The sequence below is a fragment of the Marinilabiliales bacterium genome (assembly GCA_007695015.1).
In the GTDB taxonomy this organism is placed as follows: Bacteria; Bacteroidota; Bacteroidia; order Bacteroidales; family PUMT01; genus PXAP01.
The window spans coordinates 1-17249 of record REEN01000068.1; the positions used below are offsets into that span (position 1 = coordinate 1).

At 49.1% G+C, this 17249-nt stretch carries 13 protein-coding genes and 2 tRNA genes; 7 read left to right on the forward strand and 8 right to left on the reverse strand.

The window, feature by feature from the left end:
* On the reverse strand, window positions 1–368 hold a 368-nt coding region (locus EA408_10345; GenBank protein ID TVR70868.1), incomplete at its 3' end, for a hypothetical protein.
* 85 nt (window positions 369–453) lie between these two features.
* Here EA408_10345 and EA408_10350 point away from each other — a divergent pair.
* Window positions 454–530, forward strand: a tRNA-Met gene (locus EA408_10350).
* 289 nt (window positions 531–819) lie between these two features.
* Here EA408_10350 and EA408_10355 read toward each other — a convergent pair.
* Window positions 820–1617: a hypothetical protein gene (locus EA408_10355; GenBank protein TVR70869.1), complete on the reverse strand. Its 798-nt coding sequence runs from the start codon at window positions 1615–1617 to the stop codon at window positions 820–822.
* Window positions 1614–2249 carry a hypothetical protein gene (locus tag EA408_10360; GenBank protein TVR70870.1) on the reverse strand — a complete coding sequence of 212 codons (636 nt, stop codon included), beginning with the start codon at window positions 2247–2249 and terminating at the stop codon, window positions 1614–1616. Before EA408_10360 ends, EA408_10355 begins: the two co-directional genes overlap by 4 nt.
* A 305-nt stretch (window positions 2250–2554) precedes the next feature.
* Here EA408_10360 and EA408_10365 point away from each other — a divergent pair, with 305 nt between their 5' ends.
* A complete protein-coding gene (locus tag EA408_10365; protein ID TVR70871.1) occupies window positions 2555–3775 on the forward strand; it encodes an aldo/keto reductase in 1221 nt (406 codons plus the stop codon).
* 127 nt (window positions 3776–3902) lie between these two features.
* Here the strand turns inward: EA408_10365 and EA408_10370 are convergent, their stop codons facing one another.
* On the reverse strand, window positions 3903–5297 hold the full coding sequence (locus EA408_10370) for a hypothetical protein (GenBank protein TVR70872.1): 1395 nt from the start codon (window positions 5295–5297) through the stop codon (window positions 3903–3905).
* 393 nt (window positions 5298–5690) lie between these two features.
* On the opposite strand from EA408_10370, the gene EA408_10375 reads away from it, so the two are divergent.
* A complete protein-coding gene (locus EA408_10375) occupies window positions 5691–7310 on the forward strand; it encodes an MFS transporter (GenBank protein TVR70873.1) in 1620 nt (539 codons plus the stop codon).
* Window positions 7311–7521: 211 nt separating this feature from the next.
* Window positions 7522–9951: a glycosyl transferase gene (locus EA408_10380; GenBank protein ID TVR70874.1), complete on the forward strand. Its 2430-nt coding sequence runs from the start codon at window positions 7522–7524 to the stop codon at window positions 9949–9951.
* A gap of 40 nt (window positions 9952–9991) precedes the next feature.
* Here EA408_10380 and EA408_10385 read toward each other — a convergent pair whose 3' ends face one another.
* The 4 genes from EA408_10385 to EA408_10400 form a co-directional block, all read right to left on the reverse strand.
* Window positions 9992–11635, reverse strand: a complete 1644-nt coding sequence (locus tag EA408_10385) for a hypothetical protein (GenBank protein ID TVR70875.1) — start codon at window positions 11633–11635, stop codon at window positions 9992–9994.
* Window positions 11508–11990 carry an RNA polymerase sigma factor gene (locus tag EA408_10390; protein ID TVR70895.1) on the reverse strand — a complete coding sequence of 161 codons (483 nt, stop codon included), beginning with the start codon at window positions 11988–11990 and terminating at the stop codon, window positions 11508–11510. The genes EA408_10385 and EA408_10390 overlap by 128 nt, the downstream gene beginning before the upstream one ends.
* Before the next feature lie 201 nt (window positions 11991–12191).
* On the reverse strand, window positions 12192–13241 hold the full coding sequence (locus EA408_10395) for a DUF5050 domain-containing protein (protein ID TVR70876.1): 1050 nt from the start codon (window positions 13239–13241) through the stop codon (window positions 12192–12194).
* Window positions 13242–13249: 8 nt separating this feature from the next.
* Window positions 13250–14530 (reverse strand): hypothetical protein, encoded by a 1281-nt coding sequence (locus tag EA408_10400; protein ID TVR70877.1) that lies wholly within the window; start codon window positions 14528–14530, stop codon window positions 13250–13252.
* A gap of 305 nt (window positions 14531–14835) precedes the next feature.
* Here EA408_10400 and EA408_10405 point away from each other — a divergent pair.
* The 3 genes from EA408_10405 (at window position 14836) to EA408_10415 (ending at window position 17198) form a co-directional block, all read left to right on the forward strand.
* Window positions 14836–14910, forward strand: a tRNA-Val gene (locus EA408_10405).
* 114 nt (window positions 14911–15024) lie between these two features.
* Window positions 15025–15471 carry a CMP deaminase gene (locus EA408_10410; protein TVR70878.1) on the forward strand — a complete coding sequence of 149 codons (447 nt, stop codon included), beginning with the start codon at window positions 15025–15027 and terminating at the stop codon, window positions 15469–15471.
* Window positions 15472–15566: 95 nt separating this feature from the next.
* Window positions 15567–17198, forward strand: coding sequence for a PDZ domain-containing protein (locus tag EA408_10415; protein ID TVR70879.1), 1632 nt, complete (start codon window positions 15567–15569; stop codon window positions 17196–17198).
* The last annotated feature ends 51 nt before the right edge of the window (window positions 17199–17249 follow it).

Sequence of the window (17249 nt, forward strand, 5' to 3'; positions counted from 1 at the left end):
AGACGGTATGAACCCTTCAGGCTGTCGAGCACCTGCGCATTCTCAGAATGGATATCCAGCAGCATAGAGGTCCACGCCCTGTCAATATCCTGGTCGGCGATATCATTGCCGGCCAGGTCACGAAGTCCGTCCCTGAACCGTTCACTGCCGATCAGCCCCTTTTCATAAAGGTGGAACAGGCTCTCATTGCCTGGAGTTGGCTGAGCCGAGAGCAGGATTGACAATTGTTCCCTGACATCTTTGAACCCCAGTCTTATAAACTCATTGATTGACTTTTCGAAATCCAGGTTGAGCAACACCCCTCCAAGGTCAAAAATAATTGCTTCGGTTCTTTTACCCGTGCCGGGCAGTAATTTGACATTTCTCATAAAAAAGTGAATAACGCTATTGAAAAATAGAATACAAATATGTAATATTGCAGTCCCAAATAAAAATACTAGCAATATTTTTTTCGGGCCCATAGCTCAGCTGGTTAGAGCACCTGACTCATAATCAGGGGGTCCCTGGTTCGAGCCCAGGTGGGCCCACAAAGTAAAACAAGCACTTGCAAACATCACTGCAGGTGCTTTTTTTATCTGGAGTCTGCTATCAGGGCTCGAAGCCCTCCCTGCAACCTGGCCCCTCGCTAAATTAACCCCCCCGGGTTAATTTTTTACGCTCGGTCCGGTTCGAGCCCAGGTGGGCCCACAAACATCTAAAGCACTTGCAAACACCACTGCAGGTGCTTTTTTTATCTGGAGTCTGCTATCAGGGCTCGAAGCCCTCCCTGCAGCCTGGCCCCTCGCTAAATTAACCCCCCGGGTTAATTCTTTAGGCCAGTCAGATTCGAGATAGTTTTTGGCGGATATAATCCTTAAAAAGCAGGACCTTCTTCTTTTCAGGAGGGTCAAATACAAGTTTGGCAAAATCACGAGACTTAGTTATAAAATCTGTTGTTTCACAAGATTCGAGAATTCTTTGGTATAATTCGGTGTGATTTGTAATCCTGTATTTCTCGTTTAGATATCCAAAATCAGGTTCTGTAATGCCCGAAAGAAAAATAAAATCGTAGAAATCCCTGCCCTTTCCTCTTTCCAGGACTGCGCCTGTTTTCATAGATAATAGAATGGCCGGAGGTGGAGCATAAATTTGTGTAAAGACATTGAATTTCTGAATAATGGGTTTCTCCTGGGCATAATTAAAATTGTGAGGTTCACATTCAATTTTTATGAGAAGTTTTTTCTCCCGGTGGCCAGTCAGCCCCAGTTCATACATCAATCCCGGAAAAGTAATGTTTCGCCTGAAAGCTGTTAATTTTTGATCCTTTTCCTTGTCTTCGGCCTCAACCTTAATTCCTTCCTGTGTAAGTCTTTTAATTACTTTGTCAGTTAGAATCAAAAATTCTTTTCTGGACAGGCTGAAACAGTCAAAGTCAAGGTCCTCACTGAACCGCTGAATGTGATGCAGAATCCGGAGATTGGTTCCTCCGATAAGGCTTAGTTTTGAAGCCTCTTCTTCTGAAAAAATGAAATCCAGCATGCGGTAATGAAAATACTCTTTCAGCATAAATTCAAAGTGTGAAGGATTGCTTCGCAGTCTATCTGAAAAAGAAGAAATTATTTCATCGAAAACAATCATAACCCATAGGTTTTAGTCATTAATCGAATTCTTTTCTCAAGAGCCCGGTTATTAAACCTTTCAAGATACTGGTAAAACTTTTTATTCAAGATCTTTGCCAGCTCATTTTCATTCAATCTCAGGTGTTCCATGTCTTTCTCAGTATTGTAGAAGCTATTGATATAGAAGAAATCAAGAATAGCTTTCTGTGGGGAGGCAACCATGATCTTTCTGTTATTTCCAAGCTCACCCATGCGGGCATCCATATTTTCAAGTACGTAACCAAAACCAAATACCTCCGGTTTAATCCGGTGGTATTCCAATTCCCCCAGAGGAGTTGAGAATCTATTGGTTTTTAATGTAGTAACGGATGTTGTAATTGCTATCATTTCCGGGATCAGGTTGTACCAGGAAAGGGCAGAATGCAGACTAACACAGGAGGGGGCGTAAATAAGATTCGCGGCAAGCCACTCGATGTTTTCGTTATTATCAGCATCGTTAAAAGCGTACCATCTGTTTCTCAATTTTACAATGTATCCTTTCTTTTGCCAGTGCACCAGGTTCATCAGGTTCATGAATGGAAACTGCTTTTTCACATCCCTCACTGAAAACACCCTGAAAGGATACATTTTGCTCCGGAATTCAAACCACATACATTTCTATTAATATACAAAAATATATAATTTCAGAAATAAAACAAAAACCTGACAGAAAATTAGATGGACTCACAACGCGCAGGCAGCCATAGCGGCTGTTTTTTGCTTTAAGCGGAAGGTGGATGAAAATTAATACATGGAGAGTGTCAAACATTAAAAAAGGCAGAAATTAATGTTTGGTCGGATTTTGGCCTTAAAGACTATGTCAGATATTCTGAGAGGCACTCGTCCTTGAACAATTCGTGTTTATTGAATGTTATATTGTTTGTCATACAACACGGAAGCTTAAAAGCCATTCAGCGATGGAACAGAAATCACACAACCCGGGGATTAACAGAAGAAAATTTCTGCAATTTGGTGCTTTGGCCACAGTGGGCCTGTCAGTTGGCGGGTTTAAGACTCTTGGCTCAAAGGCTGGTGTAAAATCTGCGGCTGGTGAAAAAACTCCGGCACCACCAGAGAAAGCTGTACCCCTTGAGTGGCGGAACAGACAAAGTTCTATGGCCTACAGGCAGCTTGGCCGGACGGGATTGATGGTATCTGAAGTGGTAGCTGGTGGCGATCCTGTAAAGAACGACAATTATAAACACCTGGAACTGGCCATGGAGATGGGGCTCAATTACATGGATACGGCCCCTGCTTATGGGAGAGGGGAAAGTGAAACAGCATTCGGGAAGCTGCTTGACTCCCCGGCCAAAAGAGAGAAGGTTTACATTGCGACCAAGATCAGCGGTTATTCATGGGTAAGAAACAATATGTACAGGGAGATATTCAACGGACTTCCATCCGCTAAGCAGGAGGCTTATCTGAAGGAGGCAAAAGATACCATCGCAGAGAAAAGGGTGGAGCAACCGGGGTATTTCCTGTCATACTGGCCAAATCATATCAATGCCTTCGACGGAGCCTATCTTAGCAACGTGATGATGAAGGATTACGGACACAAGGTAGAAGGGAGCGGAGAATTTCGTAAAGCGATCATTTCATCTCTTGAAGATAGCCTGAAAAGGGTCGGCACTGACTATTTTGATATCCTGCTGTGTCCTCATGGTGCGAGCAGTGCAGAGGAACTCCAGAATGAGGAAATGCTCGGGACCATTGAATACCTGAAAAAACAGGGCAAAATACGCTTCCTGGGGGTCTCTACCCACAATGACCCTGCCGGGGTAATTAGCGCAGCCACCAACACGGGCAAATATGATATGGTGATGGCTTCATACAATATTATCAACGGAGGCTTTCTGGAAGACGCTATTCGTAATGCAAAGGAAAACGGCGTCGGGATCATTGCCATGAAGGCGGCCATGGCGGTGGCTACTCATCACAGTAGACTTGAAATACCCGAATGGCGTGTTGCCAAGGTGAACAGGGTCGTACCCGGCGATCTGAAACCTCCGATGAAAGCCTATTTATGGGCCCTGCAAAACCCGAATATTACAGCAGTGATCTCCAACCTGTGGGATGAAACCTATATCAGGGAAAACCTTTCCCTTGCGGGGAAAAAAGTCGAGCTGCAGATGGGGTGATCAAAGAAATGTGATTATCAGAGTATTTTTGATAATTCTCACGGAATGTTGCATTATTACCAAGATAATATTTCTAAAAAACGCATTTTTTACAAGATAAAATCCTTGGAACTCTTAAGACAGGCTTTTAATTCCCCTGCACCAGGTGCCAGTCCACCCAGGCATCCATGTGTCTTACCGAGTTGGGCCTGAGCAGTATTTCCCGCCTTGAATCCAGCAGGTAGAGTGTGGGGGTGGCGAAGATATGCCAGGCTTTTGCAACAGGGCTGTCCCACTTCTGGTAATCGCATATGCTGATAAAGGGGAACCTGCCGGCAAAGTTTTTAAAGGTCTGCCTGTCTTCATCAAGGGAGACAAAAACAACTTCGACACCATGGGCGTTCCATTTTTCGTACAAACCGGCAATCTGTGAAAGATCTCCGGGGCATCCGGGGCACCAGCTTGCCCCGAAAACCACCACGGTATATTTGCTGTTCAGGTCTGATAGTTTTCCAGGCATTTCTGAAGGTTCGTACCCCGGTGCGAGAACATCTTCCCTGAAGGCAAAGTCGGGAGCTGTGTTTCCCGGCTTCATGGCACGGTAGCTTTCCAGCTGTGCGGCAAGATCGTTGTCAATAGTGCAGCTTACTTCGTTCAGCACTTTCAGGGCCAGGTATTCGGAAGAACCGAACAGGCTGCGCCGCTCCAGCAGTTTGAACAGGTAATCGGTTATTTCGTTGAACTTTTTTTCATCGGTTGCAATATTATCGATCAGGTGGTCAATCGATATGTTCATCTCAATGAACACCGAATCGAGTGACCGTCCGCTGTTCTCAATAAGCCAGAAATGGCTCTCTATTACATCCCGCAATAACCCGCTTTTGTACAGCCGGGGGTCTGTATGGTCCATGCTCCTGAATGCAGCTATGGCGCCGGGAATTTCGGCGGTGCGGTATTGTGCAATGGTGGGAACGGAGCTTACCAGCTTCCGGGCTGGCAAGAACCAGCTTACATAGGATTGTGGGTCCAGGCTTTCCAAAAAAGCTTTGTCCTCTTCTCTTATGCGTTGCATCTCCTGAATAATGGCATTTTTGGGTGCATGGTGAATGGCAAAGAGGGAATCCAGGGTGTATATTCTTTCCAGGTATTGCCAGGCGCTCAGGGCCTGCTCCCTGCGGGGATGCCCGGTTGCATATTGCTCAAAAAGCAGGTTCTCGTTACCTTGAAGTATCTCAATGGTTTCGGGATGGCTGAAGGATTCTCCTTTCAGTTCAATATCTTCACCACTAAGGATCACGATAAAGGGCCTGTTCTCTGCAGAGATGAGCTGTCCCATGCCGTAGTTGGGTTCTGAATAACTGAGCATAAATATTCCCTCTTCAGAAACATCTGAACTGCCGATCAGGTAGGTCTCAAACCCTTTAAAGCCTTCAAGGCGGACTTCCTGGCCGGAGGGGAGGCTGAACCTGCCGGTGATGGTCTGGGCTTGTACTCCGAAGCCAGTCAAAAAAGCTATGAATATGAGAAATCCTGTTAGATTCATAAAGTTATATGGTAACTCATCCGGTCAGGTTCCTGGACGATTGTTATTGTGATTAATGCGTCTGTAAACAAAAGTAGTGAATATTTAATCAATAAACTTTTCAGGGATTGGAACAGGTTGTGTTTCGCGAAGGGCGCAAAGGCGAAAACCGGAACAGGCCCTTTTTGTAATCTTAATAATACCACGCAAGGTTATTTGTAAATTTTCGCGTATTATCATAAATTCGCCACCATGAGCTTTTACCGCCCAAATTCACAATTTCGAAAATGCAAAGGTTGTGAGGGACGATTCAAACTGTCCCGTATTATCTACCTGGTGCTCCTTGATTAAAATGAAACAGGCCTGGCTCATTAACAAGAGAAATTTATTCAGCTAATTAAATTAACAAGAGTCATGGCAAACTTTGAAAAGATCAGGATCACCGAAAAGATTGGCTACGCTTTGGGTGACGGCGCTGCGAACATTGCATGGCGCGGGGTGGCAACATTCCTGTTTGTGTTTTATACAGATGTCTACGGCATCAATCCTGCCGCCGTTGGATTGCTGATGCTTATTGCCAGGTTCAGCGACGGTGTGAGCGATGTGGTTATGGGGATCCTGGCCGACCGTACAGAAACCAGGTGGGGAAAGTTCAGGCCCTGGATATTATGGACCGCGATACCTTTGGGTGTTATCCTGTCGATGTTGTTTACCACTCCGGGATTGTCGAATACGGGGAAGATCATATACGCCTACACGACCTATATCCTGTTTACATTGGTTTATACTGCAAACAACATCCCTTACGGCGCACTTTTGGCGGTGATCACAGGGGATAACCGGGAAAGGACCGTGTTTGGCTCCTACCGTATGGTTGGCGCTTTCGCGGGAGGGATGCTTGTGCAGGGCGCGTTGCTTTTCCTGGTGGCACATTTTGGTAATGTAAACCCTGATGTTCGTGTTGAAAAACTGGCAGAAGACCGCTTCGTGGTGACCGTGTCAGTGGCAAAAGACGTTGAAAATGTCAACATCAACACTGATGACGGGATAGCCCTCTTCTCCTGGTTTGATAAGCCTGCAGAAGACCCGGACTATGTTCAGGTCAGTTCAATAAGTTTTTCTATGGAGGCCGGTACCGAATATGCCTTCCTTGTTGAGGGAGAGGAAAACCTTGAACCTGCAAACATTTCAATTATCGACCAGAAAAGGGGATACAGCAATTCAATATATATCATGTCGGTTTTCCTGTCGCTGTTCATGATCATTACTTTCTACAGTACCCGCGAGCGGGTGAGACCCCCGAAGACACAGGTAACCGACCTGAAGAGGGATTTCAAAGACCTGATCAGGAACAGGCCCTGGCTGGTGCTTTTGGTGATCGGGCTGTTGTTCTGTGTTTATAATGCCATTAAGCAGGGGATTACCGTAATATATTTTGCGCACTATATTAACAATCAGTTGCTGGCGGGCACCTACCTGGTGTTCCTGATGCTGGCCTCGATAGGCGGGGCAATGGCAACAGGTTTTCTTGGCAAAAGAATGGGCAAGAAGAGGCTGTTCATCAATGCACTGATCTTTTCTGCTGCAGTGAATTCACTTATTATTTTCTGCGGCCCGCGGGATATTTATGCAATATTTACCCTTGGCATAATATCTGAGTTCGCTGCTGCCATCTTTCCAACACTTTTCTTTGTCATGCTAGGCGATGCCGCCGATTATTCCGAGTATGTGAATGGCCGGAGGGCAACCGGACTGGTTTATTCTGCCGGGTCGTTCTCCACCAAGTTCGGCGGGGGAGTTGCCGGAGCAATTATTGGACTGATACTGGGGGCATACGGTTACAGCGGGCAGGATGCCGTGGCAATTCAGGGAGCCATTCCGGCAATTAAAATGCTTATGAGCTGGGTCCCTGCCCTCATTGCAGTCCTCGCAGCAGTGCTGATGACCTTGTATCCACTTGACCAGAAAAAGCTGGATGAGATCACCCTTGAGCTCAAAAACCGGCGGGAAAGAGAGGATACTCCGGAACAATGAGAATCCTCCGGGGTGGCAAGATTTGACAGGAACAATGAGAATCCTCCGGGGTGGCAAGATTTGACAGGAACAATCAGAATGCCCCGGGACACTGCAAATTCCCGGGTGACCATGATAGTTTAGAGGAAAACCGGACTGTCTGGTGACAATGAAAAGGTTCAGCGGCAATGAGAAATGCGGCAATAAAATAAAATCAAAACTTTAAAATATTATGAAATACGGATTTTTTGATGATGAAAAAAGGGAGTATGTGATAACCGATCCTGTAACTCCCTGGCCCTGGATAAACTACCTGGGGAACGAAGATTTCTTTTCGCTTATCTCCAACACTGCCGGCGGGTATTCCTTTTATAAGGATGCCAAATTCAGGAGACTGACCCGTTACAGGTACAACAATGTGCCGATGGACAACGGCGGCCGCTATTTTTATATAAATGACGGAGGCACCATCTGGTCGCCCGGCTGGAAACCGGTAAAGACGCCTCTCGATGAATATGAGTGCCGGCACGGGATGAGCTACACGAGGATAAAGGGGGTAAAAAACGGACTGGAGGCTGAAGTCCTGTTTCTTGTGCCCCTGAAGGAGTGGTGTGAGGTGCAGGTGCTTACGCTGAAAAACAGGGGGAAGCAGAAGAAAAAGTTCAAACTGTTTTCCTTTGTCGAATGGTGCCTGTGGAATGCTGAAGATGACCAGAACAACCTTCAGCGCAACCTGAACACCGGCGAGGTGGAGATTGACGGCTCCACACTTTATCATAAGACTGAATATAAGGATCGCAGGGATCATTATGCATTTTATCATGTTAACCATCCATTAGACGGTTTCGATACCGACAGGGAAAGCTTCATGGGCCTGTACAATGAGTTTTCGGGTCCGGCAGCCGTTATCGAGGGCAGTCCCCGTAATTCCCATGCACACGGCTGGTCGCCGGTAGCCTCCCATTACCTGGAGATTGAACTTGATCCGGGGGAGACAAAAGAGCTTGTATTTGTCCTTGGCTATATTGAAAACCCCGACGAGTTGAAGTGGGAATCGGAGGGTGTGATAAACAAGACAAAGGCGAAGGAGCTTATCGGCAGGTATGACACTCCCGGGAAGGTAAATGCGGCTCTTGAAGGATTGCGGAAGTACTGGGACGAGCTACTTGGTGTTTACGTGCTTGAGAGCGGCGACGAAAAGCTTGACCGCATGGTCAACATCTGGAACCAGTACCAGAACATGGTTACATTCAACATGTCGAGGTCGGCTTCGTTCTTCGAAGTGGGAATAGGCCGTGGGATGGGGTTCCGCGACAGCAACCAGGACCTGATCGGTTTTGTACATCTTGTGCCCGACCGGGCCCGGGAGAGGATCATCGACCTCGCCTCCACACAGTTTGAGGACGGAGGTGCATACCACCAGTACCAGCCCCTGACAAAGAGGGGAAACCATGCTGTAGGAGGCGACTTTAACGATGACCCCCTGTGGCTCATCCTTTCGACGACAGAATATATCAAGGAGACGGGTGATTACGGCATACTCGATGAAATGGTGCCCTTCGACAACGACGAGTCGCTTGCAAAGCCTCATTTTGACCACCTGAAGGCATCTTTTTACCATGTGGTGAACAACCTTGGGCCGCACGGACTGCCGCTAATAGGGCGGGCGGACTGGAACGATTGCATCAACCTGAACTGTTTTTCAACCGACCCGAACGAATCGTTCCAGACAACGGAAAACAGGAAGGGCAGGACGGCTGAATCGATAATGATAGCAGGGTTATTCGTGGTGTACGGACGCGAATACATCAGGCTTTGCCGCCAGACGGGCCGTGTTGATGAGGCTGATGCGGCAGTCGGGCATGTGGACAGGATGGTGGAAACCATCAGGGAGCATGGCTGGGATGGCGAATGGTTCCTGCGCGCATATGATTACTTTGGTAAAAAGGTTGGCAGCAAGGAAAACGAAGAGGGCAAGATATTCATTGAATCACAGGGATGGTGCTCAATGGCTGAGGTTGGCAAGGAGGAGGGAATGGTTGAGAAGGCGCTCGATTCGGTAAAGAAGTATCTTGACTGCGATTACGGCATTGTGCTTAACAATCCGGGATTCACCCGTTATGTTATAGAATACGGCGAGATATCGACGTACCCGCCGGGTTATAAGGAAAATGCCGGCATCTTCTGCCATAACAACCCATGGATCATGATAGGAGAGACAATGCTCGGGCGCGGTGAAATGGCATGGGACTATTACAGGAAGATATGCCCGGCCTACCTTGAGGAGATAAGTGACCTTCACAAGACCGAGCCCTACGTCTATGCTCAGATGATTGCCGGGAAGGATGCATTCAGGCCGGGTGAGGCGAAGAATTCATGGCTAACCGGGACCGCTGCATGGAATTATTATGCCATTACCCGCTATATTCTGGGAATACGGCCTGAGTATGACGGACTGGTTGTTGATCCGTGTATTCCGCGCGACTGGAAGGGGTTTGAGGTAACAAGGAAGTTACGTGGTGGTGAATACAGGATAAAGGTAACCAATCCCGACGGGGTGAATAAGGGTGTCAAGATTGTCAGGATGAACGGAAAGGAGATCGAGGGCAACCTGCTTCCGCTTACCCCGGGTGTGAACCAGGTGGAGGTTATTATGGGTTAAGGGAAATTTTTCCCAGGATACCGTCTGACAGGCAGACCGGCTACTCGCCGAACCTGAGGCGGAGGTTGATGCCTCCCATACCCATGCGTATCTGGCGGCTGCCAAGGTCGCCCAGCGGGTATTTTATGAAAGGCTCTATTATGGTGGTATAGTTGCCGCCCGAAATAGTGTAACCGAAGGAGAGGTTCAGCAGCCGTGCCGGGTCGAACCGTGAAAAGGGGCCGTAGCTGGCAGTTACATCTGAGACCACCCTTGAACTTAGCTGGCGGTAACTACCGTCAGCCGGTGAGTAATAAGCCTGTTCAACATACGCGATCTCCTCTCCGGTTATTTTCTGCTGAAGATATAGCAGTGATGAGAAGCCTGCCTCAACGTACATTTGCCTTCGGGTGGTTTCCATGAGCTGGTACTGGATGTTTACAGGGATGTCAACGGCCATGATCTCGAAGGCCTGGTTGCTGTATGATCTATGAAGCTGATAGCCTGCATCTTCCGGCATGCTGGAGTAGTATTTACTGCTACTCCGGCTTCGTAGCGGCATATTGTCGACCTCGAACTGCTGGTAGGCCAGCAGAAGTCCCGATTTAACCGTGAATTGCCGGGAGAGCCTGTACTCGGAACTTGCGCCTGCCGAAAAACCCATGCCGCTGGCCAGTTGCTGTTCGGCGTAAGTGAGCATGGGGCCTGCAGCGACTCCCCACCTTAATGCCCTGTGGCCGGCAGGTTCATCCACGGGTGTCCCGTAAAGGGGCATCTCCTGAAATAGTTGCCCGGCATCGGCAATAACCGGGACGTCTGGCTCATGGCGCAGACTGTCAACGGGGGGTTCGCGGCCGGGGTCCTCTGTCGCAACGGTAGCGGCTTCTGCGAGGGCAGAGGGTATGACGGCACCGGTACGCTCTGCTGCAGCAACCGGGACAGTTGGTGTTATGACGGTGGCGGTGTCATCAGAGAGGGCCGGGGGCATTGTAACTGCATGAGCGGTCCGGGGTTCCGGGGTGCCGGGAGTATGATCATCAGGAATTCCTGGTGGGATTATAACGGCCTGGGCGGTCCTGGGTTCCGGGGTGCCGGGAACGGCATCGGGGGTGTCGCGGTCCGGGACTCCTGCCGCGATGGTACCGGGATCTGCCATGGCGGGATCAGGCGGGGTGTCTGCCAGAGAAGATGCGGCTTGTTCATGAATGGGTTCCGCAGAAGGGGGTGTATCAGGAGCGACAGCAGAGGGGGCGCCTGCCTCAGCTGGCTCAGCAGGGGCGTCTGCCAGCGCCTCATGTTCTGCAGGGGCAGGGGAGGTTGCCGCGGCGTCTTCTTCCGCGAAAGCGGTATCTGAAACAGTTTTCTCAGCGATCTGATCTTTTTCAGGCAGCATCAGAAGCACTGAAAAGGAGATGATCAGCAGCAGGGCGGCGGCAATACGGAGCAGCCAGGGCATGAGCCGCCTTGTTGACGACGCATTCTGCCCGAGCGTGGACTGCATTGCTTCCCAGGCAGCGGGGTCGACGGGTTCGTCATGCTTGTCGAAGACCTCGCGCACCCTGTCGGCAAATCTTTCATCAAACGGCTTCATGGCGGTTGTCTTTGATGTTTTTATTGTACAGTGCCCTGATAAGCGCTTTGGCCCTGCTAAGGGCCGACCGGGAAGTTCCGGGCGATATGCCCAGCATCCCGGCAATCTCATCATGGTTGTATCCCTCTACCTCGTAAAGGTTGAATATCATCCTGTAATTACCGGGCAGCCTGTCGAACAGCGCAAGTATCGCTTCGGCATCGGCCGTTGTTTCTGAGCCGGGCAGATCGGCGGTATTGTGAACCTGGTCAATTTCTTCGGCGGTGTCGTAAGCGTTTATCCTGAGGCGGTTCTGCCGGTTTGCCCTGTGGTGGTCGATTGCCGTGTTGACAAGGATCTTCCTGAACCAGCTCCTGAATGGTTTGCTGTCGTCGTACACACCTATGTTGTTGTAAACTTTCATAAACCCGTCGTTCAGAATTTCGATGGCATCTTCCCGGCTGTATGAGTACCGCAGGCATACCGACATGCCGAAGCCGAAATAAAGTCTGTAAAGCAATTCCTGGAAGCGCCGCTTCCCGCGCCTGCATCCCTGTATTATCTCCTGCTCCGTATATTGCCTGCTGGTCAACTCTGCAGTTTATTGGTGTTATGACACATCCTTTTATACTGCAATATACTCAGTTTTATTATTCAGAATCACCTTAAATAATTATTTGCCAGTGTTTCATTACGGCACGATAACCGGAAATACATCGGAGCGGGGATAATCAGACAGCGATGTCTGGTTATTCCCGTTTATTGTCATGTAATAAATATTATTGATGTAACTGTCTCTTCTCGATGTAAAAACAATGAACCTGCCGTCACGGGTTACAACCGGACTTTCATCCCTTGTGCCGCTGTCGGTCAGCCTTTTCTTGTTTTTCCCGTTTCTGTTCATGATATATACATCGGGCAATTCGTTTTCCCAGGAAACATACACTATTCTTGTTCCGTCAGGTGTCCAGACAGGGTCGTGGTTGCCGTCGGGAGGCCAGCCCGGATATACCCGGGGAGAGACCGACGAGGTCAACTGGGTTACATTTTCACCTGTTATATCTGCCGTGAAGATCTGCCGGCTTCGGTCTTTACCGGTAGAATAGTAGGCAATGGTCTTCCCGTCGGGCGAAAGGACAGGGCAGCAGCCGCTGTCGATCAGCTTTCTTTTTCCTGAACCATCGGTATTCATAATGTATATGCTTCTGGTAGAATAATCTTCTCCCCTTTTGCCAAAGATTATCCTGTTATCATGTGTGAATATCCCGCAGGATTTTTTTCCGCTGTAAGTAAGGATATTCCTGGCCCCGGTCACCATATCATATGTTACGGCATCTCCTTCTTTGAAGTACAGGATCCTGTTGTCGTCGTGCGACCAGGAGAGGGAACCAATTTGGCCCTCTGTCCCGTCAATCAGCCTGAGGTCTGACCCGTCAGCATTTATTGCATAAAGCTCATTACCCTTGTGAGTGAACAGAACTGTGCTTCCCCAGTTGGAGATCACAGGTTTCCTGCAGCCTGTAGACAGTCCCGACAGCCTTGTCTGCCGGGATCCGTCATTATTCATACTGTAGAGGTGCCACGCAGCGCTGTTATCTTCCCGGCGGGATATAAACAACACCTGTGATGCACTGGATGAAAAGCCCCAGTGCTGGTCATCCATAACAATGTCATCAGCTTTATCACAGCCGGAGGTTGCAAAAGAAACAAGCAATATAAACAGTGATATGAACCTTTTCATATTGGGTTTTATTTTTCCCCTGTTACCCTTATGTGACTGAGCAGCCTGATGTCGCCCAGGTCTGAGTAGTCGTACTGGAAGAGTCCGTCATGCCCTATCATCATAAGAACGTTTCCGAGAGGGATAACGTCATAGGTGTCTATGTCGGGGAAGTGTGCTATCATATTTGACGAGATGGCCAGGGGATTGGTGGCGTCATATATTTTAAGTCCGTCAGCCCCGTCGCAGATGAACAGCACCGGGTGGTCAATCCCGAGTCCGTGCGGGTTGAACATCGGGTATGACTTCAGCAGCCTTGGGTTCTTTATGTCGATAATGTCTATCACATCGAGCTGGTTGGCGGTTCCTCCGCAGTTGTTGCCCGACCGCAGTGTTACATAGGCTATGTCGTTGGCAACGACAACGGGGTCGCATGAATTGACATGGTCGAAGTCGGATACGAATTCGGGCTTTGCAGGGTTCGCGAGGCTGTAGATGAGCATGCCGGTGGTGGTGCCTATGAACAGGTGCTCATCATGCCTGAAGAGCGTCTCCATGTTTCGCCAGGTGGAGATGCTGTCAACGGCCGTTATGCCTTCAGGCACTGAAATGTCGAGTGTCTTGAGCATAAAAGGATTCGCGACGGAATAAAGGTAATGCTCATGCAGCATGAACCGTGCCATGCTGCCGGCAACACCCGCCACCGGTGGACCTGAACTCTGGAGGGCCATATCGGCGCTTGCCCTGAACATCCATGGTCCGCCCCATCCCCATGAGTTCGTTGGAAATCGCTCGGTGACTATCTTTGTCTGCCACCCTACCACAACCCCCAGCTCAGGATCGTATCCCGAAATGGGCCTTGGTTGCTCTATAGGGGGCAATGTATTCGGGAAGGCATTTTCAAGGCGGCCGGCCTCGACCGGATCAAAGATGTCGCTTATGTCGATCGCCACCAGGTCAATAAAACTGTCGGCAAACAGTATGTTTCCCCTTATGGCTATGTCAACGTTGCCAGGGATCTCATAAAAGGTGAGCGGTACGGGATTCGATGGGTCTGCATTGTTAATGACGTGAATTCCCTCGTTGACCTCGTTAATAAAGAGCAGGTTATCCTTGAAATAGATCTTGCCGGGGTATTCGATGCCGCGGGTTTCGGCCGATTTGACGGCCGACCTGAATTCCTGGAAGCTCATGTATATGGGCACATTGGCCTCGAAGGTGTAGGTCTCGTATTCTTTTTTTGTACATGCCTGGTAGATGGCCGGGATGGCCAGCAGGGCAAACAGCAGCAGCCGTACGTTCTTTTTCATTTTCGGGCAGGGGTTAGGTTTGACAAAGTTTTCTCTTATACCCAATACGTAAGAACAGGTGTTACTGCTGCAACAACGTTAATTATTTTTGGTAATTTACTCCGGGTGAACTATTTTTGTGTTGGCTTAAGAGGATCTGCCGGCTCTGATCAGCCGGCACCCTGATTTGCCGGTTCGCTGATCTGCCGGCTACATAATCTGTCGACACCCAGGTTTGCCGGTTCCCTGATTTGCCGGAACCATGGCGTGGAGGCACCATGATACGCTGGTTCGCTGGCTTGAGCCGGGATGTTCTTTTGATTTACGGGCTGTTAACTCAGTTGGTTTAGAGTGTCACCTTGACAGGGTGGAAGTCACTGGTTCGAGTCCAGTACAGCCCACAGACAAAGGCCTGCATGTTATCCTTTGGTAACGGGCAGGCTTTGTGTTTTTTACAGTCTGTTCATTATCTTTGCACCAGTCCGCACCTCATTAAAATTCTGGTAATTTCAGATATGAGCAATAAAGATGATATAAAACCTTACGGGGAAAGGCAGGCTGAGTTCGACCGCCGTTACCTGAAGATGGCCCGCATATGGGCCGGGAATTCATATTGTGAGCGCCGGCAGGTCGGGGCGCTGATAGTTAAGAACAAGATGATCATTTCCGACGGCTACAACGGCACACCCTCGGGTTTTGAGAACGTGTGCGAGGATGAGACCGGCCGCACCAAACCTTATGTGCTCCACGCTGAGGCAAATGCGATCACAAAGGTTGCCAAGTCGAATAATAGCAGCGAGAATTCAACGTTATACATAACCGCAGCACCTTGCCTTGAATGTTCCAAGCTGATAATCCAGGCAGGGATAAAAAGGGTTGTCTATTTTGATGCTTACCGCATGGACGACGGGGTGCAGCTATTGGAACGGGCCGGCATCGAGATGGTCCAGATTGACGAGTAGGCAGTACATGTAATGGGTAGAATTTTGCACACGCCCACATGGTTGTAGAATGACTGGTTCCATGTGGCCATAGATTTTTAAATCAAGTAAATATTATGAAGTTCAGAATAAATACGTCATCTGCTATTTTACCGCTGGTTCTTGCCGTTGTACTGATCATTGGTATGCTGATCGGAGTAAAGCTTGTAGACCGAACCGGTGAAAGGTCCATGTTTGTTTATCCTAAGACCGACAAGCTGTCGGGCGTTATCAACTTCATCGAGATGGAGTATGTCGACTCAGTCTCGAGAGACGAACTGGTGGAAAAGACAATACCCGAACTCCTGCGGAACCTCGACCCCCATTCAATGTATATACCGGCAAGGGACCTGCAACGGGTGACCGAGCCGCTGGAGGGCAATTTTGAAGGGATTGGGATACAGTTCAACATGTTGAATGACACCATTGTGGTGATACAGACCATATCAGGCGGGCCTTCTGAAAGGATAGGCATAATGCCGGGCGACCGTATTGTGGAGATAGATGACAGTATTGTTGCCGGGGTGGGCATACCCGATACCGACATTGTCAGCATGCTCAGGGGACTTCGCGGCACAACGGTGAGGGTAGGTGTGCAGAGGCAGTTCATTCCCGGGCTGATGGAGTTTGAGATCACACGCGACAGGATACCGCTTTACAGCGTCGATGTTGCATATATGATAGATGATGAAACGGGTTACATCAAGATAAGCCAGTTCTCGCGCACCACCTTCCGTGAATACATGGAGGCGGCGGAGAAGCTGAATGCAATGGGCATGAGAAAACTGATACTTGACCTGCGCGGTAACGGAGGAGGCTATATGGAGCAGGCAACCAGCATAGCTGACCAGTTCCTGGAGGAGGGCCGGCTGATAGTCTATACAGAAGGCAAGGCAAGTCCCCGATCCGATGTTATATCCACCTCAAAGGGAATTAACCTGGACACGGAGATAATCATTATGATCGATGAGTGGAGCGCCTCTGCAAGCGAGATCCTGGCAGGAGCCATTCAGGACAATGACAGGGGAATGGTGGTGGGCAGGAGGTCCTTCGGGAAGGGACTGGTGCAGAACCAGACCATGTTCTCCGACGGCTCGGCGCTGAGGCTCACGGTGGCCCGCTACTTTACTCCCACGGGCCGCAGCATACAAAAACCATATGATGCAGGATCTGATGAATATTTCAACGACCTTGACAGGAGGTTCCTTCATGGCGAGTTTGACGAGGCCGACAGCATAAGGTTTGACGATTCACTCAAATTCGTTACTCCCGGTGGCAACGTGGTATTTGGCGGCGGCGGAATCATGCCCGACGTGTTCATACCCAGGGATACTGCCGGCATAACCGGCTACTACAGCCAGGTGACCAGGCAGGGACTTGTTTACCGGTTTGCCTTTGACTACTCCGACAGGAACAGGGAGACCTTAACCCGTTTCGACAATGCTTACGATATAGATGACTATCTTGACAGGCAGAACCTGATGGACAGTTTTGTGGAGTTTGCCGAAGAGCAGGGGGTCAATCGCAACTCTTCGGAGATCGCCAGGTCGCAGGAGATCATCCATACCCAGATCAAGGCTTATATTGCCCGGAATATTATCGACAATGAGGGATTTTATCCTATCATAAGCCAGATTGACGAGGCATTCCGTAAATCGGTCTCCCTGATCCGTGAGGGTGCAAGACAGCATCTCACCAATCTGCAGTAAGGAAATTTTTCAATTCTCTTTTAAACCTTTCCAGCCATTTCAGGTCAAAAG